This window comes from Pseudomonas corrugata, from assembly GCF_001269905.1.
Lineage (GTDB): Bacteria > Pseudomonadota > Gammaproteobacteria > Pseudomonadales > Pseudomonadaceae > Aquipseudomonas > Aquipseudomonas corrugata.
This window is the reverse complement of record NZ_LHVK01000003.1, coordinates 143,441-165,199: the sequence shown is the minus strand read 5'-3', so window position 1 is coordinate 165,199 and position 21,759 is coordinate 143,441. Positions and strand designations below refer to the sequence as shown.

The following is a 21,759-nucleotide window of genomic DNA, read 5'->3' as shown; positions in this document are numbered from 1 at the left end:
GGAGTTCTCATGCTGCGTAGCTTTCTGATGCTGGCTGCCTTTTTCGGCTTCACCGGCGTGGCGCTCGGAGCCTTTGCCGCCCACGGCCTGAAAAACCGCCTGAGCGCCGATTACCTGGCGATTTTCCACACCGGCGTCACCTACCAACTGGTGCACACCCTGGCCTTGTTCGGCGTTGCGCTGCTGGCTACGCACATCCCCGGCCGCATTGTCACCTGGGCCGGAATCTCATTCGTGATCGGTATCCTGTTGTTCTCCGGCAGTCTCTACCTGCTCACCCTGACCGGTATCAGCAAACTCGGCATCATCACCCCGTTCGGCGGTTTGGCGTTCCTGATCGGCTGGCTCTGCCTGGGGATAGCGGCCTGGCGCCTGCAACTTGCCGCTTGAAGCTTGTAGCTGACCAAGGGGCTTGGGTCCCCCAGACTGATCGGGCTAGAATGCCAGCCCCTAAAAATGATGGCGGCATCCGGCATGCGCATTCAGTTGAACGGCGAACCCTTTGAATTGCCCGACGGTGAGACCGTTGCGGCCCTGTTGACCCGTCTGGATCTCACCGGACGCCGTGTCGCGGTGGAGCTCAATCTGGATATCGTCCCGCGCAGCCAGCACGCCGACACCGCCCTCAACGAGGGTGATCAGGTTGAAGTCGTACATGCCATCGGTGGCGGCTAGATACCTGCGGTTTCGCAACATTTTTGCAAGAACCTCACCCCAACAGAGGATTTCCCATGAGCATCGTTCGTAACGACAAGCCCTTCGTCCTGGCCGGTCGTACCTACCAGTCGCGCTTGCTGGTAGGCACCGGCAAATACCGCGACATGGAAGAAACCCGCCTGGCCATCGAGGCTTCGGGTGCCGAGATCGTCACCGTCGCCGTGCGTCGGACCAACATCGGCCAGAACCCGGGCGAACCGAACCTGCTGGATATCCTGCCGCCGGATCGCTACACCATCCTGCCCAACACCGCCGGCTGCTTCGACGCCATCGAAGCCGTGCGCACCTGCCGCCTCGCCCGGGAGTTGCTCGACGGCCACAATCTGGTGAAGCTGGAAGTGCTGGCCGACCAGAAGACCCTGTTCCCCAACGTCATCGAAACCCTCAAGGCCGCCGAAACGCTGGTCAAGGAAGGTTTCGACGTCATGGTGTACACCAGCGATGATCCGATCATCGCCCGGCAACTGGCGGAAATCGGCTGCATCGCAGTCATGCCGTTGGCCGGCCTGATCGGTACGGGCCTGGGGATCTGCAACCCTTACAACCTGCAGATCATCCTTGAAGAGGCCAGGATCCCGGTGCTCGTGGATGCTGGCGTCGGTACCGCGTCCGACGCCACCATTGCCATGGAGCTGGGCTGCGAAGCGGTGCTGATGAACTCTGCCATCGCACACGCCCAGCAGCCGGTTCTGATGGCCGAAGCCATGAAGCACGCCATTGTGGCCGGGCGCCTGGCCTACCTCGCCGGTCGCATGCCGAAGAAACTTTACGCCAGCGCCTCCTCGCCGCTGGATGGTCTGATCAAGTAAGAGCCATTGATGACTGAATCGAACGACACGCCTGTCCAGCCGGACGAAGGTGAAGAGCGCCAACATCGCCGCATCAAGAGTTTCGTGATGCGCGCCGGGCGTATGACTGAAGGCCAGCAGCGCGGCCTGGAGCAGGGCGCGCCGCTGTTCGTCCTGCCGCTGGCCGATGCGCCGGTGGACTTCGACCAGGTGTTTGGCCGCTCGGCCCCGCGCTCGCTGGAAATCGGCTTTGGCATGGGCCACTCGCTGCTGGAAATGGCCGCCGCTGCGCCGGAGCAGGACTTCATTGGCGTGGAAGTGCATCGTCCCGGTGTCGGCGCGCTGCTCAATGGTGTACTCACCCAAGGGCTGACCAACCTGCGGATCTACGATTGCGACGCCATCGAAGTACTCAACCGTTGCGTGGCCGACAACAGTCTGGACCGGCTGATGCTGTTCTTCCCGGACCCATGGCACAAGAGCCGTCACCACAAGCGTCGTATCGTCCAGGCGCCATTCGCCGAGCTGGTGCGCAGCAAGTTGAAGGTCGGCGGTGTGCTGCACATGGCCACCGACTGGGAACCTTACGCCGAATACATGCTGGAAGTGATGAACGTCGCCCCGGGTTATCGCAACCTCGCCGAAGACGGCAAGTGCGTACCCCGTCCGGCCGAGCGACCGATCACCAAGTTCGAGCGCCGTGGTGAACGGCTTGGGCATGGGGTTTGGGATCTGAAGTTCGAGAAGCAGTCCTAAGCCATACGCAGTTCAATGTGGGAGCGAGCCTGCTCGCGATGGCGGCCTGACAGTCACCTGGATGTTGACTGTGATGGCCTCATCGCGAGCAGGCTCGCTCCCACAGTTGTTTCAGGGCGCTGCGAAGGTCAGCGACGGTCCGCCACCACCCCGATCAACACCAGTACCACCAACAGCACCGGCGCCAGGCTGTAGTTATTGAACTGGCTCAGCCCACGCACCACCCACGGCGTGGCGTAGATCAACGCCGCGCCGCTGCCGATCATGCACAGCAAGGCGATCAACGGGACGCGCAACGCGCCGGCGATACTGCCCAGGCGTTGTTCGACCCAGGCCTTGATGTCTGCGCCGAACAGCACCAGCAGGCAGCCGACCAGTGCCAGGGAGATTTCCGACAGGTTGCTGCGGCTCCAGCGGGACACGGTGGCGAGCAGGTCGAGTACCAGATCCATTCGATTTCCTTGTGTTGATCAGCTCAGAAATTTCTGCAGCAAGTCATTGAGAAACAGCTGTCCGCGTTCGGTGGCCGCCAGACGTGACGGTTCGACCTGCAACAGCCCGCTTTGTTCGGCCTCGCGCCGGCCTTCGGTCAGGCTTTGCAGCGACAGTCCGGTGCGTTCCGGATATAGCTGCGCTTGCACTCCCTCGGTCAGGCGCAGGGCGTTCATCAGGAACTCGAAGGGAAGTTCCTCGTTGGCCAGGGTTTTCTCGCCGGCCAGGAAGCGTTTGGCCGGGTTGAGGTAGTCCTTGGGCAGGCGAGTCTTCCAGGTGCGCACGATGCGCCCGTCCGGGTGGCTGAGCTTGCCATGGGCGCCTGCACCGATGCCGATGAAGTCACCGAAGCTCCAGTAGTTGAGATTGTGCCGCGCCGCCCGACCTGGCTGGGCGTATGCCGACACTTCGTACTGGGCGTAGCCGTGCTCGGCCAGCAGCGCTTGTCCGGCCTCCTGGATGTCCCACAATGTATCGTCTTCCGGCAGCGTTGGCGGCTGGTTCCAGAACACCGTGTTCGGCTCCAGCGTCAGCTGATACCAGGAGAGATGGGTCGGCTTCAGAGCGATGGCCTGGCGCAGGTCGCTCAAGGCATCGTCGAGGGACTGGTCGGGCAGGCCATGCATCAGATCCAGGTTGAAGTTATCGAACCCGGCCTGGCGCGCCATGCCGGCGGCCCGTACTGCTTCGTCACCGTTATGGATCCGGCCCAGGGCTTCGAGCTTGGCCTGCTGGAAGCTCTGGATACCGATGGACAGGCGATTGATGCCCAAGGCTCGGTAAGCCACGAATTTCTCTTGTTCGAAGGTGCCGGGGTTGGCCTCCAGGGTGATTTCGATGTCGTCGGCGAAGGCGATCCGCGCCTCGACACCCTTGAGCAGCCGGCCCAGGGCCCGGGCGCTGAACAGGCTGGGGGTCCCGCCGCCGAAGAAGATCGAGCTCAGCTTGCGGCCATATGTCCCGTGCAGATCCTGGTCGAGGTCGGCCAGCAAGGCGTCGACGTACTCTTCTTCCGGCAGATGGGGGCTGGCGGTGTGGGAGTTGAAATCGCAATACGGGCATTTGCGCACGCACCATGGGATATGGACGTACAACGCCAAGGGCGGCAGCACTGGCAGCGGCGCCCGAGGCGTGTGTGCGCCGCCATGAATCAGCGACGCGGGAGAATCATTACTCATTGCAGGCCCAGGCGTTGACGCAGCAGGGCCATGGCGCGGGCGCGGTGGCTCAGTTGGTTCTTTTCCACCGGGCCCAGCTCGGCGCTGGAACAGTTGCGCTCCGGCACCCAGAACAGCGGATCGTAGCCGAAGCCGTGCTCGCCGCTGGCCTCGGTGAGGATGCGTCCCTGCCACAGGCCTTCGCAGAGAATCGGCAGCGGATCATCGGCATGTCGCACCAACGCCAGGACGCAAACGAACTGCGCGCCGCGCTCGGCTTCAGGTACGTCCTTGAGAACGTCGAGCAGCTTGGCGTTGTTCGCCGCGTCACCCTTGCCGTCGGCGTAACGGGCCGAGTAGATGCCCGGCGCGCCGCCGAGGAAATCCACCGCCAACCCGGAATCGTCTGCCAGCGCCGGCAGGCCGGATATGCGCGCGGCGTTGCGGGCTTTGAGGATGGCGTTTTCAACGAACGACAGGCCGGTTTCTTCCGGCTCCACCTGGCTGAACTCCCCAATCGAGCGCAGTTGCACCGATCCGCCGAGCATGGCCTGGAGTTCCTTGAGTTTGCCGGCGTTATGGCTGGCGAGTACGAGTTGGGTGAAGTTCATCATTCGCCGGGGAACAGTTCCTGGTTGAAGTTGAGGGTGTTGATCTTGTCGCCCGTCTGCACCTTGATCTCGAAGGTGCGGGTTTCCTGTTGTTCTACCGGATACTGGGCGATGTAGTAGATCGCGCCTTGTTCGCTGATCTGGCGGAACGTCAGAGGGATCGTCTTGCTGGTCAGGTCCTTGATCGTGCCGCTGACCTGGGCCATCAACGGCTTGCCATCCTTGATCACCGACACATTGATCACGCCCTGGTTCTTGCTGCGGACCAGCTTGGCGGCCTTGGCGATGTCCGATGTCAGGAAGGTGGAATTGAAGGTGTTGTAGTGCACGGTGACGTCACCGAACACTTCCTTGCGCTCGGCCTTGATGGCGTCGGCGGCCATGACGCCGGTGCATAGGCAAGCGGTAATGAGGAACAACGCGAGACGTTTCATGTTGTGCTCCTGGGAACAGGGTCGGGGTTCACACGGCGACCTGATGATTGGCAAGGCCTGGGCTGCTGACCCGATAGATGCCTATTTCACCTAATAGATTAGGCCATAGCTTGCTGGCCCACCCGTGGCGGTGCTGCTGATCCACCGCCAGGCGATTGATGACCTTGGCCTGGCGTTCGCGGCACAACGCTTCGAAATCCTCGAAGGTGCAGAAGTGGATGTTCGGCGTGTTGTACCAGGTGTAGGGCAGGAACTCCGAGACCGGCATGCGCCCCTTGCTCGCCAGGTACCAGCGGCAGCGCCAGTGCCCGAAGTTGGGGAAGGTGATGATGCACTGGCGGCCGACCCGGAGCATTTCGTCGAGGATCCTGTCCGGGTAGTGAACCGCTTGCAGGGCCTGGGTCATGACCACGATATCAAAGCTGTTGCTGGCGAAATTGCCCAGGCCCTTGTCCAGGTCCTGTTCGATCACGTTGATACCCTTGGCGACGCACTCGGCGATGTTGTCCGGGTCGTTTTCCAGGCCATAGCCGGTGACCTGCTTGTTGTCCCGCAGCCAGGTCAGCAGCTCACCGTTGCCGCAACCCAGGTCCAGCACGCGGCTGCCGGCGGGGATCCATTCCTGGATGATGTCCAGATCGGCTCTCATGGCGTCCTCACAGCGTAATACGGTTCATGTAGTTGCCGAACGCCTGCAGGTAGCGCGGGATCGGAATCAGAAAGGCGTCGTGGCCCTGGGGGGCGTCGATCTCCAGGTAACAGACGTCCTTGCGCGCGGCCATCAGCGCGTCCACCAGTTCCCGTGAGCGAGCCGGGGAGAAGCGCCAGTCGGTGGTGAACGACATCACGCAGAACTTGGCCGTGGCGTTGGCAAAGGTTTTCGCCAGGTCATCGTCGAAGTTCGCCGCCGGATCGAAGTAGTCCAGGGCCTTGGTCATCAGCAGGTAGGTGTTGGCGTCGAAGCGTCCGGAGAACTCCTCACCCTGGTAGCGCAGGTAGCTTTCTACCTGGAATTCGACGCTGTGGAAGTCATAGTTGAGCTTTTCGCTCTTGAGGCCGCGGCCGAATTTCTCGCCCATGGAATCGTCGGACAGGTAGGTGATGTGCCCGACCATCCGCGCCAGCATCAATCCGCGCTTGGGAATCACGCCGTGCTCCTGGAACGAGCCGCCGTGGAACTCCGGGTCGGTGAGGATCGCCTGGCGCGCCACTTCGTTGAAGGCAATGTTCTGTGCCGACAGCTTGGGAGCCGAGGCGATTGCCAGGCAATGGCGTACGCGGTCCGGGTAGGTGATGGTCCATTGCAGGGCCTGCATGCCGCCCAGGCTGCCGCCGATCACTGCCGCCCATTGGCCGATGCCGAGACGGTCGGCCAGGCGGGCCTGGCTGTGGACCCAGTCTTCCACGGTCAGCACCGGAAAATCGGCACCGAAGGGCTTGCCGGTGTCCGGGTTGAGGCTGCTGGGGCCGGTGGAGCCGTTGCAGCCGCCGAGGTTGTTCAGGCTGACCACGAAGAACCGGTTGGTGTCGATCGGCTTGCCGGGGCCGATACAACTGTCCCACCAGCCTGGCTTGCGGTCGTCGACGCTGTGATAGCCAGCGGCATGGTGATGCCCCGACAAGGCGTGACAGATCAGCACGGCATTGCTCGCCGTGGCGTTGAGCGTGCCGTAGGTTTCGTAGATCAGGTCATAGGCTGGCAACGAACGACCGCAGGCCAGGGCCAGGGGCTCGCTGAAATGCGCCATTTGCGGCGTCACCAGACCAACGGAATCGGCGGGAAAGGCAGCTGGCATCGACCCTGCTCTCGTTGAAATGAGGCGTAAGTCTAAAGACCGCTGGGGTTAGCGGCAAGCAAAGGTCTGGCTTGAAGGTTTCCTGCCAGACCGAAGCGTGGCTATCGCGGGCAAGCCATGCTCCCACAGGGGAATGCATCCAATGTGGGAGCATGGCTTGCCCGCGACAAACGATGATGCAGTCAGATCAGGACGCGCAGGATCTCCGGCATCATGGTCATTGCTGCGAGGTTGTTGATCACCAGCATGTCGAGCAGCTTGAGCACCATGAATGCCAGGATCGGCGAGATGTCCAGGCCGCCGAGGTTCGGTACGATGCGACGGAACGGGGCCAGGGCCGGTTCGCAGATCTGGTTTACCAGTTCGGCGCCCGGGTTGTGGCTGCCCGGGGCGACCCAGGACAGGATCACGCTGATGATCAAGGCGAAGAAGAAGATCTTCAGGAACAGCGCGGTGATGCCGATGATCGACCAGATCAGCAGTTGCAGCGGGTTGCCGGTGGTGCCGTAGGTCAGTAGCAGGGTCAGGGCCATCAGCGCCATTTGCACGAGGATCGCCAGTACCAGCGACGACATGTCCAGGCCAAACAGGCTCGGGATGATCCGGCGCAGGGGCTTGAGCAGCGGCTGGGTGGCCTTGACGACGAACTGGCACAGCGGGTTGTAGAAGTTGGCGTGGACCAGTTGCAGCACGAAGCGCATCAGCACGATCAGCAGGTACAGGCTGCCAAGGGTTTGCAGCACGTAGACCGCTGCGGTGTTCAATCCAATCATGAATGGCTCCTTATTGGCCCAGTTGTTCGGCCATTTCGGCCGAGCGGTGCGCGGCGGCGCCGAGTGCTTTTTCCACCAGGGCTTCGAATCCCCCGGCCTGGAACGATTTGATGGCGGCTTCGGTGGTGCCGGCCGGTGAGGTCACGCGCCGGCGCAGTTCGGCGGCATCGACGTCGCTGGAAGTCGCCATGTGGGCTGCGCCGAGGGCTGTCTGCAAGGTCAGCTGCGCGGCAATCTCACGGGGCAGACCAAGTTTTTCGCCGGCGGCGGTCATGGCTTCGATCAGCAGGAAGAAGTACGCCGGGCCTGAACCGGAAACGGCAGTGACCGCGTCCAGCTGCTGCTCGGTCTCCAGCCACAGCGCCAGACCGACGGCCGACAGCAGCTCTTCAGCTTGCTGGCGTTGTTCGGCGCTGACCTGTGGGGTGGCGAACAGGCCGCTGACGCCCTGACGCAACAGCGCCGGGGTGTTGGGCATGCAGCGCACGATGGGCTGGTCGCCGAGCCATTTGTTCATGCTGGCGCAGGTGATGCCGGCGGCAATCGACACCACCAGTTGATGGGGCTTTAGGCTTGGGCGAAGGGCTTCGCACACGGTTTTCATCGCTTGCGGCTTGACCGCCAGCACGATGACGTCCGCGCCATCGATGGCCTGTGCGTTGTCGGCAAAGGTCTCGATGCCGTGCTCGCTGCTCACCCGGGTACGGGTATCGATACCCGGATCGCTGGCGCGGATCTGCGCAGCGTCCAGGCCCTTGGCCCGCAGGCCGCCGATCAGGCTGGCGGCCATGTTGCCGGCGCCGATAAAGGCAATACGCGTGTTGCTCATGACAGGTCCTTGATTGAGGAGTTGAGTCGACATGGCTTACGGTTGGTTGGCGCTGTAGTCGCGAGCACCAAACAAGGCGGTACCGATCCTGACCCAGGTGGCGCCCTGGGCAATGGCGGATTCGAGATCGTGGCTCATGCCCATGGATAGCGTGTCCAGCGGCAGGGCCAGGCTGGCTTGCAGACGTTGGACGGCGGCGAAAGCTGCGTCCTGGGCGGCGCGCTCTTCGGTCGGCTCGGGGATCGCCATCAGTCCGCGCAGCGTCAGGTGTGGCAACGCGCTGATGGCGTCGGCCAAGGCCGGCAGATCCTCCGGGGTACAACCGGATTTGCTGGCCTCCCCGCTGACGTTGACTTGAATGCAGATGTTCAGCGGCGGCAACCCGGCCGGACGCTGCTCGGACAGGCGTTGGGCAATTTTCAAGCGATCCACGGAGTGCACCCAGTCGAAGTGTTCGGCAATAGCGCGCGTCTTGTTCGATTGAATGGGGCCGATGAAGTGCCAGATCAAGGGTAGGTCGGTCAGTTCGATCTGCTTGCCCAGCGCTTCCTGCAGGTAGTTCTCACCGAAGTCCCGCAGGCCGGCGGCATAAGCTTCACGCAGGGCCTGGGCGGGCTTGGTCTTGCTCACCGCCAGCAATTGGACGCTGTCTGCGGCGCGGTGGGCGGCTTGCTCCGCAGCGCGGATGCGCGATCTAACCTGAGCGATGTTGTCTGCTATCGTGGACATAAAGAAGCGCCAGCGGTCTGAGGTTCGCGGCATTCTACTGGAATTGAGGAGCGCTATGGATATCACTGAACTGCTGGCGTTCAGCGCCAAACAGGGAGCGTCGGACCTGCACTTGTCCGCTGGGCTGCCACCGATGATCCGGGTCGATGGCGATGTGCGGCGGATCAACCTGCCGGCACTGGACCATAAACAGGTTCATGAACTGATCTACGACATCATGAACGACCGGCAACGGGTAGATTACGAAAAGTTTCTGGAAACCGATTTTTCCTTCGATGTACCCGGGGTCGCACGGTTCCGGGTCAACGCGTTCAATCAGAATCGCGGCGCGGGGGCGGTATTCCGGACCATCCCGTCGAAAGTCCTGACCATGGAAGATCTGGGCATGGGCGAGGTTTTTCGCAAAGTGACCGAGGCCCCCCGCGGGCTGGTGCTGGTGACCGGGCCGACCGGCTCAGGCAAATCCACCACCCTCGCGGCGATGATCGACTACCTCAACACCCATAAGCACCACCACATCCTCACCATCGAGGACCCTATCGAGTTTGTCCACGAGCCGCGCAAATGCCTGATCAACCAGCGCGAAGTGCACCGCGACACCCAAGGTTTTTCCACAGCCTTGCGTTCGGCCCTGCGGGAAGACCCTGACGTGATCCTGGTGGGGGAGATGCGCGACCTGGAAACCATCCGCCTGGCGCTGACCGCCGCCGAAACCGGGCACCTGGTATTCGGCACCCTGCACACCACCTCGGCGGCCAAGACCATCGACCGGGTGGTGGACGTGTTTCCGGGGGACGAAAAGTCCATGGTGCGCTCGATGTTGTCGGAATCATTGCAAGCGGTGATTTCCCAGACGCTGGTCAAGAAGATCGGCGGCGGCCGGGTCGCCGCTCATGAAATCATGCTGGGCACGTCGGCGATCCGTAACCTGATCCGCGAAGACAAGGTGGCGCAGATGTACTCGGCGATCCAGACCGGCGGCTCGCTGGGGATGCAGACGCTGGACATGTGCTTGAAGGACCTGGTGGCCAAGGGATTGATCAGCCGGGAGCACGCGCGGGAGCGGGCGCGTACGCCGGATAATTTCTGAGGGATTTTCCGATCGTTCCCACGCCCTGCGTGGGAACGCATCCGGGGACGCTCCGCGTCCCTGAGAGCCGAACGCAGAGCGTCCGCTGAGGCATTCCCACGCAGAGCGTGGGAACGATCATCAGCGCTGGACGACCCGCATCCCGCCCGGCTCTTTCGGCAACACCCGCTTGGCAACCACGTAGTGAGTGTTCCAGTACGGTTTGTTCAGGGTGTCGATGGTCACCGACTTGCCACGACGTGGTGCGTGGATGAAGCGGTCGTTGCCCAGATAGATGGCCACGTGGTTGACGCGGCGGCTCTTGAGCTTGAAGAAGATCAGGTCGCCGGGCTTGAGGTCCTTGCGCTCGACTTTCTCACCGTGACCGGCCGCCATTGCATTCGAGGTGCGTGGCAGATCGAAGGTAGCGTCGTTGAAAGCGTATTTCACCAGGCCGCTGCAATCGAAGCCTTTACTTGGGCTGCTGCCGCCCCAACGATAAGGTGTGCCGAGTACATTCACGGCACGGCTCAATACGTTGCTGCTCGCTTTGGTCGCCATGGGCGGAACCAGCTTGCTGTTGCCCGTGTTCGTATACTGGACGCTGGGCTTGTTCTTGCTCGAAGGAGCAGAAACATGGGATTTCGGGGTGTAGCCGTTGACGTTGGGAAGACGTTGCTCACGGTTGGTGGCGTGGGCGGCCAGTGGCAATAATAGGCAAATGGTCAGCCATGTCTTGAAAAATGGACGCATTAGGCAGGGCTCTTAAAGGTTAGCGCGCAACTTTATAACAGCTTTTTTGGTGATTCCGAGGCCGTTTGTCGATTGGAAATCCCGCGAGCGATCCATGAAATCGCGATACTTTGGCCCGATTGTCCGACACAGGCCCCGGTTTACGGGGCTTTGCTGCGCTCAAGGTGTCGCGAACCGCTTGTCGGCCAGACACGCAAAAGTCACAAAAAATCCGAACAAATTTATCTATCGAGGCAAAAGAGACCATTCATGAACAGCTATCAGCTGGACGCCCCCCACGATACCCACAGCAAAATCATTGGGTATCTGCTCTGGATTTTCGGTTTCACCGGAGCCCATCGTTTCTACTATGGCAAGCCGGTCACCGGCACGATCTGGTTCTTCACCTTTGGCCTGCTGGGCATTGGCTGGCTGATCGACCTGTTCCTGATTCCTGTCATGGATCGCGAAGCGGACCTGCGCTTCACCCCAGGTCCCATCGAATACACCGTGGCATGGATCCTGTTGACGTTTCTCGGGGTGTTCGGCGTGCACCGGATGTATCAGGGCAAATGGCTCAGCGGGATCATCTACCTGCTGACTGGCGGGGTGTTCTTCCTGGGGGTGTTGTATGACTTCTGGACGCTGAACGACCAGGTTTCGATTCGCAATGCGCAGAAGCGTGGGGCTTTTCAGTAAAACCGGGTTGCTCCCATCGCGAGCAGGCTCGCTCCCACAGGGATCTTCAGCGCACACCGATGGTGTGAATACCTGAAATCCAATGTGGGAGCGAGCCCGCTCGCGATAGATGCGACGCGGTATCAGGCCTGGTGCGTGACCCGCCCATCCATCAGGGTGTAGCGCACCACGCCCGGCAAGCTGTGGCCCAGGAACGGACAGTTGTCGCCCCTGGAACGCCAGGCTTCCCCGGCCACGGTGGAGGCGGAGGGATCAAACAGCACCAGGTCCGCTGCCGCACCCACCGCCAGTTTCCCGACCGGTAGTTGCAGGGCCTGGGCCGGGCCGGCGCTCAGGCGCGCCACCAAGGTCGGCAGGTCGAGCAGGCCGTCTTCCACCAGGGTCATTGCCAGCGGCAGCAGCAATTCGACGCTGCTGATGCCCGGTTCGGTCGCGCCAAAAGGTGCCAGCTTGGCATCGCGCTCATGGGGTTGGTGATGGCTGGAGATGGCCGAGATCACCCCGGACTTCACCGCCTCGCGCAAGCCATCCCGGTCGGTGCGTGTGCGCAATGGCGGTTGGACGTGATAGACGCTGTTGAAATCGATCAGCGCTTCGTCGGTCAGGATCAGTTGGTACAGCGCTACGTCGGCGGTCACCGGCAAGCCGCGGGCCTGGGCCTGGGCGATCAGCGCCGCGCCACGGGCGCTGGTCAACTGGCTGAAGTGCGCGCGCACGCCACTTTGCTCCACCAGCAACAGATCACGGGCCAGGGCCACGGTCTCGGCGGTCTCCGGTATGCCCGGCAGGCCGAGGAAGCTGGCGGTCGGGCCTTCATGGGCCAGGCCACCCTCGGCCAGGTCGTGATCCTGAGAGTTGAAAATCACGGTCAAGCCGAAGGTGGCTGCGTATTCCAGAGCGCGGCATAGGGTGCGGGTATTGCGAAAGCTGTTCAGGCCGTTGCCGAACGCCACGCAACCGGCATCGCGCAGCGCAATCAGCTCCGCCAGTTGTTCGCCGTCGAGGCCTTTGCTCAACGCCCCAATCGGAAAGACCTTGGTGTTGCCGGCTTCGCGGGCGCGGTCGAGGATCAGTTCGGCCACGGCCGAGGTGTCCAGCACCGGTTTGGTCTGTGGCGGGCAGCACAGGCTGGTCACGCCACCGGCGGCGGCCGCCCGGGTTTCGCTGACGATGCTGCCTTTACGACTGTAGCCGGGTTCGCGCAGGGCAACGTTCAGGTCGACCAGGCCGGGTGCGGCCACCAGGCCCTGAGCGTCGAGGGTCTCGACCGCCACGAAGCCGGCCGGGACGGTGCCCAGGGCGACGATTTTGCAGGCGTCGATATGGATGTCAGTCACTTGATCCAGGCCGCTGGCCGGATCGATCACGCGTGCGCCGAGAATGCTGAGTTTCACTGGGCGTTCTCCTGGTCGAGTTGGCGCTGGGCCGTTTGCCCGCTCATGGCCATGGACAGCACGGCCATGCGGATGGCAATGCCGTAGGTCACCTGGTTGAGAATCACTGAATGAGGGCCGTCGGCCACCGCCGACTCGATCTCCACGCCGCGGTTGATCGGTCCCGGGTGCATGACGATGGCATCCGGCTTGGCCCCGGCCAGGCGGGCGGTAGTGAGGCCGAACAGGCGGTAGAACTCGCCTTCGCTGGGCAGCAGGCCGCCGGTCATGCGTTCACGCTGCAGGCGCAGCATGATCACCACGTCGACATCCTTGAGGCCTTCGGTCATGTCGGTGTAGACCTTCACGCCGTATTGCTCGACGCCGATGGGCAGCAGGGTTTTCGGCGCGATCACGCGGATGTCCGGACAACCGAGGGTCTTGAGGGCGAGCATGTTCGAACGAGCCACCCGCGAGTGCAGGATGTCGCCGACAATGGCCACCGAGAGGTTCTCGAAACTGCCCTTGTGTCGGCGGATGGTCAACATGTCCAGCATGCCCTGGGTCGGGTGGGCATGACGGCCATCGCCGCCGTTGATGATCGCCACCTGCGGGCAGACGTGTTCGGCAATGAAGTGTGCGGCGCCGGAGTCACCGTGGCGAACGACGAACATGTCTGCCGCCATGGCTTCGAGGTTGCGCAGTGTATCGAGCAGGGTTTCGCCCTTGCTCGCCGAGGATGTCGACACGTTGAGGGTAATCACGTCCGCCGACAGCCGCTGGGCCGCCAGTTCGAAGGTGGTGCGGGTACGGGTGGAGTTTTCGAAGAACACGTTGCATACGGTCTTGCCGCGCAGCAACGGGACTTTCTTCACGGCCCGGGCGCCGACTTCAAGGAACGAGTCGGCGGTGTCGAGGATTTCCGTCAGCAGCTCGCGGCGCAGGCCGTCGAGGGACAGGAAGTGCTGCAGCTGGCCCTGATCGTTGAGCTGCAGCGGGCGCTTGGTTTCGAGAGGCGTCATCGCGATGGACTCTTACAAGGGCAGTTAAAGGGCAAGGTCTTGCAGTTCGAGTTGCAGCGGCGCGGGGCCGGAAAGCTTGACCCGCTGGTGTGCGGCCAGGCTCAGCGTCGCACCGACCACGTTCGGGCGGATCGGCAACTCGGCGGCGTCCAGGTCCAGCAGGCACACCAGGGTCACACTGGCCGGGCGGCCGTAATCGAACAATTCGTTCATGGCTGCGCGGATGGTCCGGCCACTCATCAGCACGTCGTCGATCAGGACCAGGTGCTGACCCTCGATCTCGAACGGCAGCGCCGAAGGACGTACCTGTGGGTGCAGGCCGTTCTGGCTGAAGTCGTCGCGGTAGAAGGACACATCCAGGGTGCCCAGTGGCGATTGGCTGCCGAGTTCCTCAAGCAAGGCCTGGGCGACCCAGACGCCGCCGGTACGAATGCCGATGTAGCGCGGTTCGCTGATGCCGCGTTGTTCCAGGTGTGCCGTGAGACGGATCGCCATCTGGCTGATCAGGTCGGCAGGATTGGGCAGGCTCATGCTGGCTCCTCAGGTTCCCGGGCCGGCGGTGAAAGGCCCGGTCTATCGCTAAAAGAAAGCGCCTTGGCGGCGCTCTCAAAATCAGGTGTCGAACAGGGCGCTATTGGCATCGAGCCAGCCCTGCAGTAGCAGGGCGGCGGCGATGGCGTCCACCGGGTTGTCGCGGTAACTGCCTTTCTGCCCGCCACGTTCCAGACGTTCGCCCTTGGCTTCGAAGGTGGTCAGGCGCTCGTCGTGGGTATAGAAGGGCAGGTTGTAGCGCCCATGGAGCCGGCGGGCGAATTTTTCGGCGCGCACGCACATGTCGCTGGGCGAACCGTCCATGTTCAGCGGCAGGCCGACCACTACAGCGTCGGGTTTCCATTCCTTGATCAGCGCTTCGACCTGGTTCCAGTCCGGAACGCCATTCTGCGCCTTGAGGGTGCACAGCTCGCGGGCCTGGCCGGTAACGACCTGGCCGACCGCGACGCCGATCTGTTTGGTGCCGTAATCGAAACCCAGCAGCAGGCGCAGGGCCATCAGGCGTGTCCTGCCTGGCTGGTGAGCAGGCTGAGGTTGATCCCCAGACGGTTGGCCGCCGCTTCCAGGCGCAGTTCACTGCTGGTATTGAACAGGATGTCGGCGTCGAACGGGCAGGTCAGCCAGGCGTTGTCGGCCAGTTCGGCCTCCAGTTGCCCGGCTTCCCAGCCGGCGTAGCCGAGGGCGATCAGGCTTTTTTCCGGACCGACACCGTCAGCGATGGCAAACAACACGTCCTGGGAAGTCGACAGCGACACGCCATTGAGGTCCACGGTGGCCTGGTAGCTCGGCCCTGACGGATGGAGCACGAAACCGCGGTCGGTCTGCACCGGCCCGCCGATGAAAATCGGCACGTGCTGGCACAGGATTGGCGGCTCTACCTCAGGGCGCAACTGCTCGAGAATATCCGCCAGGTTCAGCTCCTGCGGGCGATTGATCACCAGCCCCATGGCACCATTGGCCGTGTGCTCGACGATGTAGGTCAAGGTATGGGCGAAGTTCGGATCGGCCATGTGCGGCATGGCGATCAGGAAATGATGCTTGAGGTAGGTGGGGCTGACGTTTTTCATAGGCGATAGTGTGGCGGCGCAGGGGCGAACTGACAAGCTGGGGATGTGCAGGAAATACCTCGATCTGGTCGGCGACACCGGTCAAATCATGGGCGCGGGCTTTGTGGGAGCAAAGCTTGCTCGCGATCCAGGCGCTGCGGTCCTCAAAAGACCGCGGAGTTTTCATCGCGGGCAAGCCTTGCTCCCACACAACCCGCTCCCGCAAGGGGCTTGGGCAGTGGGTCAGTTACTGGAAAGCCGATCACCCCGGGAGAATTTCCAGGTGCGGATGATCTCCAGCCGGTCAATGTCCGACAAATCCCCGGTAAACGGCGCAAACGGCGCCGCCAGGCGCACGATGCGTTGGGCTGCCTGGTCCAGCAACGGCTGGCCGGAGGACTCCAGCACCAGCACTTCATACAGCGAGCCGTCGCGGTTTATAGAGACCATCAGCCGCAGGTTGCCGTAGATCTGCTTGCGTCGTGCTTCGTCGGGGTAATTGAGGTTGCCGATGCGCTCGACTTTCTTGCGCCACTCGTCCTTGTACCAGGCACCCTTGTCGCGCATGGTCGAGGCGGCACTCAGGCGGTGGATACGCGGACGCTTGGCATAGAGCTGCTGTTCCTGGGCCAGTTCGGCTTCCAGGCTGGCGATGTCACTGGACAACTGGGAGCTGTCGAAGGTCGGCGCCGGGGCTTTGGGTTTGGGGTCTGGCTTGACCTCCTCCTTGACTGGCGCCTTTTTCGGTTTCGGTGCCACGGTGGTCACGGCCGCCTTGGGCGCCGTTTCCTGCACTTCGGGCTTGGCCGCCGGGGGAGGGCTGGCTTTCTGTACCTGATTGTCCTGGAATGGCGCGATCTCGGTGGTCTTGGGAACCGCCTTTTTTTCCAGGGTGCCGCTACCCTGCTGGTTTTCCTGGGCGAGGAAATCCGCCTGCTTCGGCTTGGTTTCGCTCTTGAAGGTGGCCAGGGTGATTTCCAGGGTCTGGCTGATCTGCTTGGGCTCGACCGTGGCAAACCCGACGCCCAGTAGCAGGGCCAGGTGGATCAGCGCCGCCAGGAACAGGGTAAAGCCGAGGCGATCAGCCGGGCGCACGCCACGGTGGGCGAGCTCTCGGGGCAGATCGGACGGTAATGTCATGGCGGCAAAAACCAACATCGCTTTTTTCAGGGCCCGGCATGATAGCGCAATGTTGGTTTTTAGCTGCAAGCTTCAAGCGGCAGGCGACAAGCTGTACGCATTAAACTTTCCGCTTGAAGCTCGTAGATTGCAGCTGCTTCTCTATGGCATCCATCAGCATCCCCCCGATGTCGGTACCGAAGGCATTGTCGATCTCGCGGATGCAGGTCGGGCTGGTGACGTTGATTTCCGTCAGGTGCTCGCCGATCACGTCCAGGCCCACGAACAGCAGGCCTTTTTCCCGTAGGGTCGGGCCAACCTGAGCCGCGATCCAGCGGTCCTTATCGGTCAGCGGACGGGCTTCGCCACGGCCGCCGGCGGCCAGGTTGCCGCGGGTTTCGCCTGCTGCCGGAATACGCGCCAGGCAATAGTCCACCGGTTCGCCGTCGATCATCAGGATGCGCTTGTCGCCATCGATGATGGCTGGCAGGTAACCCTGGATCATGATCTGCTGCTTGCCGTGCAGGGTCAGGGTTTCCAGGATCACGGAAAGGTTCGGATGGCCGGCGGTGTGACGGAAGATCGAAGAACCGCCCATGCCGTCCAGGGGCTTGAGGATCACGTCGCCGTGATGATCGGCGAACTCGCGCAGTACATCCGGGCGGCGGCTGACGATGGTTGGAGGTGTGCATTGCGGGAACAGCGTGGCGAACAGCTTCTCGTTGCAGTCGCGCAGGCTCTGGGGCTTGTTGACCACCAGTACACCAGCGGTTTCGGCTTGTTCCAGCAGGTACGTGGAATACACGAACTCCATGTCGAAGGGCGGATCCTTGCGCATCAGGATCACGTCCAGGTCGCTCAGTAGCGCGTCGTTCTCGTCGCCCAGTTCAAACCACTTTTCCGGGTTGGCGAATACTTTCAACGGCTTCATGCGCGCCCGGGCCTGTCCTTCGGACTGGTAGAGGTCGCGCTGTTCCATGTAGAACAACTCCCAGCCGCGCTTTTGAGCGGCCAGCAGCATGGCCAGCGAGCTATCCTTCTTGTAGGAAATGCTGGCGATAGGGTCCATGACAATGCCGACGCGTACGCTCATGGCTTGGTTCCTCGAATATGATGGGCACAAATGGCGTGAAAAAGTGGCGTCAGAGTGGCGTCCGCCGGATTCGCGGTCAAGGAAAAACCACCGTGCCGCCCGGCCGATAGCCCGGCGCTGGAGACTGTGCTAAAAAGGCTGCCATGTGGCGCGCGGGCCTTGAACATCAAGGGCTTGCGCCGTCGGTCGCATTTACGCGTTTAAAACCGGTTCGCAGTGGCAATGGCAGAGCATCCTACGCAGCAACCCAGCGCCTTGAAGGTCATGGTCATTGATGATTCGAAGACCATCCGCCGTACCGCCGAAACCTTGCTGCGCAATGTGGGTTGCGAGGTGATCACGGCGGTCGACGGCTTCGATGCCCTGGCCAAGATTACCGACCATCATCCAGGCATCATCTTTGTCGACATCATGATGCCGCGTCTGGATGGCTATCAGACCTGCGCCCTGATCAAGAACAATAGCGCCTTCAAGGCTACGCCAGTGATCCTGCTGTCGTCCCGGGACGGGTTGTTCGACAAGGCCAAGGGACGCATTGTCGGTTCCGATCAGTTTTTGACCAAGCCTTTCAGCAAGGAAGAACTGCTGGGCGCGATACAAGCTCATGTTCCGGGCTTTGCCGCCGTCCAGCCGCACCAGGCACATTAATGACATCCGGCCGCAGAGCCTGGGGGTCGACAAGAATGGGGAACACCATGGCACGAATTCTGATCGTCGATGATTCGCCGACTGAAATGTACAAGCTGACCGGCATGCTGGAAAAACACGGTCATCAGGTCCTCAAGGCCGAGAACGGCGCCGACGGCGTGGCCCTGGCCCGCCAGGAGAAACCCGACGCGGTGCTGATGGACATCGTCATGCCCGGTCTCAACGGTTTCCAGGCCACGCGCCAGTTGACCAAGGATCCGGAAACCGGCCACATCCCGGTGATCATCATCACCACCAAGGATCAGGAAACCGACAAAGTCTGGGGCACGCGCCAGGGCGCCAAGGACTACCTGACCAAGCCGGTCGACGAAGAAACCCTGATCAAGACCCTGAACAACGTACTGGCGGGTTGAAAGCGCGGCCATGAGCCCATCCCTGACTGCTTTCGAGCTGTTGCTGCAGATCGATCGACGCTGCCGGTCGTTGGCGGCGGACCTGCCGTCCCAGCCGACCCACCGTCATGCCTGGAGCGGTATCGGTTTTCGCTTGGGCGAGCGTTGGTACGTGGCGCCCATGGAAGAGGTCAGCGAAGTGCTGCACGAGCCGCGCCATACGCATCTGCCCGGGGTCAAGCCGTGGGTGCGTGGCGTGGCCAACCTGCGGGGCCGACTGTTACCGTTGATGGACCTGTGCGGTTTTTTCGGTCATGAACTGTCGACGGTGCGCAAGCAGCGGCGGGTGCTGGTGGTGGATCATGGCGAGGTATTCGCCGGGTTGCTGGTCGATGAGGTCCTCGGGCTGCAGCATTTCACCCAGGACAACCTGGAGCCGATGCAAGCGGGCGACCGCGACTATCCGGAAGCCGCCTTCGTCAAGGGCCGGTTTCGTGGCGAGCGGCAGTGGCAGGTATTCAGCCCTTTTGCGTTGACGCAGTCGGAGGGGTTCATGGATGTGGCTATTTAACAGACACCGCGCAGCCTCCTGTGGGAGCGAGCCTGTGGGAACAAAGCTTGCTCGCGATGCAGACGCCTGGGTCGGCAGCAAACCGTGTTGTTTTCATCGCGGGCAAGCCTTGCTCCCACAGCGCCGCCCTGAGATCAGTCACCAATGGCGAGTTGGATTGGGCAGTACAGGCGAAAATCGATGATCAAAGCAAACACAGGCAAGCCACTGGAAGCGTCGCGCAGTCGTTCGCAGATCATCGTGCTGTTCGTTGCGCTGATTGTTTTCATCATGCTGCTGTTCGCCAATTTCGCGTACCTCAACACCCAGTCTACCTACGATAAACAGTACATCGGTCATGCCGGTGAGTTGCGGGTGCTGTCCCAGCGCATTGCCAAGAATGCCACCGAGGCCGCCGCCGGCAAGGCTGCGGCGTTCAAGTTGCTGAGCGATGCACGCAACGATTTTGCCCAGCGCTGGGGATACCTCAAGCAAGGTGACCCAGTGACCGGCCTGCCTCCGGCGCCCTCGACTCTGCGGCCGCAGATGCGCGCCGTGCAACTGGACTGGGAACGACTGCTCAAGAACACTGATGCCATCCTGTCCAGCGAGCAGACCGTGCTGTCGCTGCATCAGGTGGCGGCGACCCTGGCCGAGACCGTGCCGCAGTTGCAGGTCGAATACGAAAAAGTCGTCGAGATCCTGCTGCAACGGGGTGCGCCTGCCGCCCAGGTGGCCATGGCCCAGCGCCAATCCTTGTTGGCCGAGCGTATATTGGGGGCGGTGAATACCGTGTTGGCGGGAGATGAAAACGCCAGCCAGGCCGCCGATACCTTTGGCCGCGATGCCGCACGTTTCGGCCAGGTGCTCAACGGGATGTTGCAAGGCGACCCGGCCTTGAAGATCTCCCAGGTCCAGGATCGCGATGCCCGGACACGCCTGAGCGAAATCAGCGAACTGTTCGAGTTCGTCTCGGGCTCGGTGGACGAAATCCTCGAAACCTCGCCGGAGCTGTTCAAGGTCCGCGAGTCGGCGGGCAACATCTTCAATCTGTCACAGACCCTGTTGGACGAAGCCTCGCACCTGACCACGGCACTGGAGAACCTGGCCGGTGGCCGCTCCGTTCACGCCATTGGTGGTTACGTCCTGGGGCTGCTGGCATTGATGTCGATCATCCTGATCGGCCTGGTGATGGTGCGTGAAACCAACCGCCAGTTGTACGAGACCGCAGAGAAGAACGAGCGTAACCAGAACGCGATCATGCGCCTGCTGGACGAAATCGCCGATCTGGCCGATGGAGACCTGACCGTCACCGCTTCGGTCACCGAGGACTTCACCGGCACCATCGCCGATTCGATCAATTATTCGGTGGATCAATTGCGCGACCTGGTCGCCACCATCAATCTCACCGCCGGCCAGGTCGCCGCCGCGGTGCAGGAAACCCAGGCCACCGCCATGCATCTGGCCCAGGCTTCCGAGCATCAGGCCCAGCAGATCAGCGAAGCTTCGACTTCAATCAATGAAATGGCTCAGTCCATCGATCAGGTATCGGCCAACGCCGCCGAGTCGTCAGCGGTGGCCGAGCGTTCCGTGGAAATCGCCAACAAGGGCAACGAGGTGGTGCACAACACCATTCATGGCATGGACAACATCCGGGAGCAGATCCAGGACACCGCCAAGCGCATCAAGCGCCTGGGCGAGTCGTCCCAGGAAATCGGCGACATCGTCAGCCTGATCGACGACATTGCCGATCAGACCAATATATTGGCCCTCAACGCCGCGATCCAGGCGTCCATGGCCGGTGATGCGGGACGCGGGTTCGCGGTGGTGGCCGATGAAGTGCAGCGGCTGGCGGAGCGCTCTTCGGCGGCGACCCGACAGATCGAAACGCTGGTGCGGGCGATCCAGGCCGACACCAACGAAGCGGTAATCTCAATGGAGCAGACCACCAGCGAAGTGGTTCGCGGCGCTCGGTTGGCCCAGGATGCCGGCGTGGCCCTGGAGGAGATCGAGGGCGTGTCGAAGACCCTGGCCGCGCTGATCCAGAGTATTTCCAACGCGGCGCAGCGGCAGACCACCTCGGCGGGGCAGATTTCCCTGACGATGAACGTGATCCAGCAGATCACCACACAGACATCGTCCGGCTCCACCGCTACAGCAGAGAGCATTGGCAACCTGGCGAAAATGGCCAGCCAACTGCGTCGGTCGGTATCCGGGTTCACGTTGCCGGCGGCTAAGGATGAGGACAAGTCTTGATTGTTGGAGGCGGTATACGGGGCGAGGGGAATCATGTGGGAGCAAGGCTTGCCCGCGATGAGAGCGACGCGTCAGGCCGGAGATCGAGTTGCCTTTATCGCGAGCAAGCTTTGCTCCCACAGCTGA

At 62.1% G+C, this 21,759-nt stretch carries 27 protein-coding genes; 10 read left to right on the top strand and 17 right to left on the bottom strand.

Features of this window, described 5'->3' with window-relative positions; genetic code table 11:
* Nucleotides 1-9 precede the first annotated feature (9 nt).
* The 4 genes from AD665_RS00995 to trmB all read left to right on the top strand — a co-directional run bounded on the left by AD665_RS00995 (nt 10) and on the right by trmB (nt 2,261).
* Entirely contained in the window at nt 10-390 is a 381-nt protein-coding gene (locus AD665_RS00995) for a DUF423 domain-containing protein (protein WP_024778904.1), read from the top strand.
* An 84-nt stretch (nt 391-474) separates the two neighbouring features.
* Nucleotides 475-675, top strand: a complete 201-nt coding sequence (thiS, locus tag AD665_RS00990) for a sulfur carrier protein ThiS (protein ID WP_024778903.1) — start codon at nt 475-477, stop codon at nt 673-675.
* Nucleotides 676-731: 56 nt separating this feature from the next.
* Nucleotides 732-1,526 (top strand): thiazole synthase, encoded by a 795-nt coding sequence (locus tag AD665_RS00985; RefSeq protein ID WP_024778902.1) that lies wholly within the window; start codon nt 732-734, stop codon nt 1,524-1,526.
* Between the two features lie 9 nt (nt 1,527-1,535).
* Nucleotides 1,536-2,261, top strand: a complete 726-nt coding sequence (gene trmB / locus AD665_RS00980) for a tRNA (guanosine(46)-N7)-methyltransferase TrmB (RefSeq protein WP_053190566.1) — start codon at nt 1,536-1,538, stop codon at nt 2,259-2,261.
* A gap of 128 nt (nt 2,262-2,389) precedes the next feature.
* Here trmB and AD665_RS00975 read toward each other — a convergent pair whose 3' ends face one another.
* From AD665_RS00975 to AD665_RS00935, 9 genes are all read right to left on the bottom strand, one after another.
* Nucleotides 2,390-2,713 carry a DUF3392 domain-containing protein gene (locus tag AD665_RS00975; protein WP_024778900.1) on the bottom strand — a complete coding sequence of 108 codons (324 nt, stop codon included), beginning with the start codon at nt 2,711-2,713 and terminating at the stop codon, nt 2,390-2,392.
* An 18-nt stretch (nt 2,714-2,731) separates the two neighbouring features.
* Nucleotides 2,732-3,931, bottom strand: a complete 1,200-nt coding sequence (gene hemW, locus AD665_RS00970) for a radical SAM family heme chaperone HemW (protein WP_024778899.1) — start codon at nt 3,929-3,931, stop codon at nt 2,732-2,734.
* A complete protein-coding gene (gene rdgB / locus AD665_RS00965) occupies nt 3,928-4,524 on the bottom strand; it encodes an RdgB/HAM1 family non-canonical purine NTP pyrophosphatase (RefSeq protein ID WP_024778898.1) in 597 nt (198 codons plus the stop codon). The genes hemW and rdgB overlap by 4 nt, the downstream gene beginning before the upstream one ends.
* A complete protein-coding gene (locus tag AD665_RS00960) occupies nt 4,521-4,955 on the bottom strand; it encodes a DUF4426 domain-containing protein (RefSeq protein ID WP_024778897.1) in 435 nt (144 codons plus the stop codon). Before AD665_RS00960 ends, rdgB begins: the two co-directional genes overlap by 4 nt.
* A 28-nt stretch (nt 4,956-4,983) precedes the next feature.
* Complete coding sequence (gene metW / locus AD665_RS00955) at nt 4,984-5,604, bottom strand: methionine biosynthesis protein MetW (protein WP_053190564.1); 621 nt, start codon at nt 5,602-5,604, stop codon at nt 4,984-4,986.
* A gap of 7 nt (nt 5,605-5,611) precedes the next feature.
* Complete coding sequence (metX, locus tag AD665_RS00950) at nt 5,612-6,751, bottom strand: homoserine O-succinyltransferase MetX (protein WP_024778895.1); 1,140 nt, start codon at nt 6,749-6,751, stop codon at nt 5,612-5,614.
* A 182-nt stretch (nt 6,752-6,933) separates the two neighbouring features.
* Nucleotides 6,934-7,524 (bottom strand): YggT family protein, encoded by a 591-nt coding sequence (locus AD665_RS00945; protein WP_024778894.1) that lies wholly within the window; start codon nt 7,522-7,524, stop codon nt 6,934-6,936.
* 10 nt (nt 7,525-7,534) lie between these two features.
* Complete coding sequence (gene proC, locus AD665_RS00940; RefSeq protein ID WP_024778893.1) at nt 7,535-8,353, bottom strand: pyrroline-5-carboxylate reductase; 819 nt, start codon at nt 8,351-8,353, stop codon at nt 7,535-7,537.
* Between the two features lie 36 nt (nt 8,354-8,389).
* Nucleotides 8,390-9,082 carry a YggS family pyridoxal phosphate-dependent enzyme gene (locus tag AD665_RS00935; RefSeq protein ID WP_053190562.1) on the bottom strand — a complete coding sequence of 231 codons (693 nt, stop codon included), beginning with the start codon at nt 9,080-9,082 and terminating at the stop codon, nt 8,390-8,392.
* Between the two features lie 55 nt (nt 9,083-9,137).
* Here AD665_RS00935 and AD665_RS00930 point away from each other — a divergent pair, with 55 nt between their 5' ends.
* Entirely contained in the window at nt 9,138-10,172 is a 1,035-nt protein-coding gene (locus tag AD665_RS00930) for a type IV pilus twitching motility protein PilT (protein WP_024778891.1), read from the top strand.
* Nucleotides 10,173-10,292: 120 nt separating this feature from the next.
* Here AD665_RS00930 and AD665_RS00925 read toward each other — a convergent pair whose 3' ends face one another.
* Nucleotides 10,293-10,904 carry a C40 family peptidase gene (locus tag AD665_RS00925; RefSeq protein WP_024778890.1) on the bottom strand — a complete coding sequence of 204 codons (612 nt, stop codon included), beginning with the start codon at nt 10,902-10,904 and terminating at the stop codon, nt 10,293-10,295.
* A gap of 249 nt (nt 10,905-11,153) precedes the next feature.
* On the opposite strand from AD665_RS00925, the gene AD665_RS00920 reads away from it, so the two are divergent.
* The gene (locus tag AD665_RS00920) at nt 11,154-11,582 is read left to right on the top strand and encodes an NINE protein (RefSeq protein WP_024778889.1); all 429 of its coding nucleotides are present in this window, start codon (nt 11,154-11,156) and stop codon (nt 11,580-11,582) included.
* A gap of 122 nt (nt 11,583-11,704) precedes the next feature.
* Here the strand turns inward: AD665_RS00920 and AD665_RS00915 are convergent, their stop codons facing one another.
* The 7 genes from AD665_RS00915 to gshB form a co-directional block, all read right to left on the bottom strand.
* On the bottom strand, nt 11,705-12,976 hold the full coding sequence (locus AD665_RS00915; RefSeq protein WP_024778888.1) for a dihydroorotase: 1,272 nt from the start codon (nt 12,974-12,976) through the stop codon (nt 11,705-11,707).
* Complete coding sequence (locus AD665_RS00910; protein WP_024778887.1) at nt 12,973-13,977, bottom strand: aspartate carbamoyltransferase catalytic subunit; 1,005 nt, start codon at nt 13,975-13,977, stop codon at nt 12,973-12,975. The genes AD665_RS00915 and AD665_RS00910 overlap by 4 nt, the downstream gene beginning before the upstream one ends.
* A 24-nt stretch (nt 13,978-14,001) precedes the next feature.
* Nucleotides 14,002-14,508, bottom strand: coding sequence for a bifunctional pyr operon transcriptional regulator/uracil phosphoribosyltransferase PyrR (gene pyrR, locus AD665_RS00905; RefSeq protein ID WP_024778886.1), 507 nt, complete (start codon nt 14,506-14,508; stop codon nt 14,002-14,004).
* Between the two features lie 81 nt (nt 14,509-14,589).
* Entirely contained in the window at nt 14,590-15,027 is a 438-nt protein-coding gene (ruvX, locus tag AD665_RS00900) for a Holliday junction resolvase RuvX (protein ID WP_024778885.1), read from the bottom strand.
* Nucleotides 15,027-15,596: a YqgE/AlgH family protein gene (locus tag AD665_RS00895; protein WP_024778884.1), complete on the bottom strand. Its 570-nt coding sequence runs from the start codon at nt 15,594-15,596 to the stop codon at nt 15,027-15,029. The genes ruvX and AD665_RS00895 overlap by 1 nt, the downstream gene beginning before the upstream one ends.
* A 222-nt stretch (nt 15,597-15,818) precedes the next feature.
* Nucleotides 15,819-16,715 carry an energy transducer TonB gene (locus AD665_RS00890; RefSeq protein WP_024778883.1) on the bottom strand — a complete coding sequence of 299 codons (897 nt, stop codon included), beginning with the start codon at nt 16,713-16,715 and terminating at the stop codon, nt 15,819-15,821.
* A 100-nt stretch (nt 16,716-16,815) separates the two neighbouring features.
* Nucleotides 16,816-17,787 (bottom strand): glutathione synthase, encoded by a 972-nt coding sequence (gshB, locus tag AD665_RS00885; protein WP_053190560.1) that lies wholly within the window; start codon nt 17,785-17,787, stop codon nt 16,816-16,818.
* A 222-nt stretch (nt 17,788-18,009) separates the two neighbouring features.
* Here gshB and AD665_RS00880 point away from each other — a divergent pair, with 222 nt between their 5' ends.
* The 4 genes from AD665_RS00880 (at nt 18,010) to AD665_RS00865 (ending at nt 21,633) form a co-directional block, all read left to right on the top strand.
* Nucleotides 18,010-18,435 carry a response regulator gene (locus AD665_RS00880; RefSeq protein WP_024778881.1) on the top strand — a complete coding sequence of 142 codons (426 nt, stop codon included), beginning with the start codon at nt 18,010-18,012 and terminating at the stop codon, nt 18,433-18,435.
* Between the two features lie 47 nt (nt 18,436-18,482).
* A complete protein-coding gene (gene pilH, locus AD665_RS00875) occupies nt 18,483-18,848 on the top strand; it encodes a twitching motility response regulator PilH (protein ID WP_024778880.1) in 366 nt (121 codons plus the stop codon).
* A 10-nt stretch (nt 18,849-18,858) separates the two neighbouring features.
* Nucleotides 18,859-19,398, top strand: a complete 540-nt coding sequence (locus tag AD665_RS00870) for a chemotaxis protein CheW (protein ID WP_053190558.1) — start codon at nt 18,859-18,861, stop codon at nt 19,396-19,398.
* Between the two features lie 180 nt (nt 19,399-19,578).
* Entirely contained in the window at nt 19,579-21,633 is a 2,055-nt protein-coding gene (locus AD665_RS00865) for a methyl-accepting chemotaxis protein (RefSeq protein ID WP_024778878.1), read from the top strand.
* Nucleotides 21,634-21,759: the final 126 nt, after the last annotated feature.

Excerpts from the sequence above, each read along its gene's own strand:
- AD665_RS00995 (WP_024778904.1), top strand. The coding sequence starts at position 10 with ATGCTGCGTAGCTTTCTGATGCTGGCTGCCTTTTTCGGCTTCACCGGC.
- thiS (WP_024778903.1), top strand. The coding sequence starts at position 475 with ATGCGCATTCAGTTGAACGGCGAACCCTTTGAATTGCCCGACGGTGAG.
- AD665_RS00985 (WP_024778902.1), top strand. The coding sequence starts at position 732 with ATGAGCATCGTTCGTAACGACAAGCCCTTCGTCCTGGCCGGTCGTACC.
- trmB (WP_053190566.1), top strand. The coding sequence starts at position 1,536 with ATGACTGAATCGAACGACACGCCTGTCCAGCCGGACGAAGGTGAAGAG.
- AD665_RS00975 (WP_024778900.1), bottom strand. The coding sequence starts at position 2,713 with ATGGATCTGGTACTCGACCTGCTCGCCACCGTGTCCCGCTGGAGCCGC.
- hemW (WP_024778899.1), bottom strand. The coding sequence starts at position 3,931 with ATGAGTAATGATTCTCCCGCGTCGCTGATTCATGGCGGCGCACACACG.
- rdgB (WP_024778898.1), bottom strand. The coding sequence starts at position 4,524 with ATGATGAACTTCACCCAACTCGTACTCGCCAGCCATAACGCCGGCAAA.
- AD665_RS00960 (WP_024778897.1), bottom strand. The coding sequence starts at position 4,955 with ATGAAACGTCTCGCGTTGTTCCTCATTACCGCTTGCCTATGCACCGGC.
- metW (WP_053190564.1), bottom strand. The coding sequence starts at position 5,604 with ATGAGAGCCGATCTGGACATCATCCAGGAATGGATCCCCGCCGGCAGC.
- metX (WP_024778895.1), bottom strand. The coding sequence starts at position 6,751 with ATGCCAGCTGCCTTTCCCGCCGATTCCGTTGGTCTGGTGACGCCGCAA.
- AD665_RS00945 (WP_024778894.1), bottom strand. The coding sequence starts at position 7,524 with ATGATTGGATTGAACACCGCAGCGGTCTACGTGCTGCAAACCCTTGGC.
- proC (WP_024778893.1), bottom strand. The coding sequence starts at position 8,353 with ATGAGCAACACGCGTATTGCCTTTATCGGCGCCGGCAACATGGCCGCC.
- AD665_RS00935 (WP_053190562.1), bottom strand. The coding sequence starts at position 9,082 with ATGTCCACGATAGCAGACAACATCGCTCAGGTTAGATCGCGCATCCGC.
- AD665_RS00930 (WP_024778891.1), top strand. The coding sequence starts at position 9,138 with ATGGATATCACTGAACTGCTGGCGTTCAGCGCCAAACAGGGAGCGTCG.
- AD665_RS00925 (WP_024778890.1), bottom strand. The coding sequence starts at position 10,904 with ATGCGTCCATTTTTCAAGACATGGCTGACCATTTGCCTATTATTGCCA.
- AD665_RS00920 (WP_024778889.1), top strand. The coding sequence starts at position 11,154 with ATGAACAGCTATCAGCTGGACGCCCCCCACGATACCCACAGCAAAATC.
- AD665_RS00910 (WP_024778887.1), bottom strand. The coding sequence starts at position 13,977 with ATGACGCCTCTCGAAACCAAGCGCCCGCTGCAGCTCAACGATCAGGGC.
- pyrR (WP_024778886.1), bottom strand. The coding sequence starts at position 14,508 with ATGAGCCTGCCCAATCCTGCCGACCTGATCAGCCAGATGGCGATCCGT.
- ruvX (WP_024778885.1), bottom strand. The coding sequence starts at position 15,027 with ATGGCCCTGCGCCTGCTGCTGGGTTTCGATTACGGCACCAAACAGATC.
- AD665_RS00895 (WP_024778884.1), bottom strand. The coding sequence starts at position 15,596 with ATGAAAAACGTCAGCCCCACCTACCTCAAGCATCATTTCCTGATCGCC.
- AD665_RS00890 (WP_024778883.1), bottom strand. The coding sequence starts at position 16,715 with ATGACATTACCGTCCGATCTGCCCCGAGAGCTCGCCCACCGTGGCGTG.
- gshB (WP_053190560.1), bottom strand. The coding sequence starts at position 17,787 with ATGAGCGTACGCGTCGGCATTGTCATGGACCCTATCGCCAGCATTTCC.
- AD665_RS00880 (WP_024778881.1), top strand. The coding sequence starts at position 18,010 with ATGGCAGAGCATCCTACGCAGCAACCCAGCGCCTTGAAGGTCATGGTC.
- pilH (WP_024778880.1), top strand. The coding sequence starts at position 18,483 with ATGGCACGAATTCTGATCGTCGATGATTCGCCGACTGAAATGTACAAG.
- AD665_RS00870 (WP_053190558.1), top strand. The coding sequence starts at position 18,859 with ATGAGCCCATCCCTGACTGCTTTCGAGCTGTTGCTGCAGATCGATCGA.
- AD665_RS00865 (WP_024778878.1), top strand. The coding sequence starts at position 19,579 with ATGATCAAAGCAAACACAGGCAAGCCACTGGAAGCGTCGCGCAGTCGT.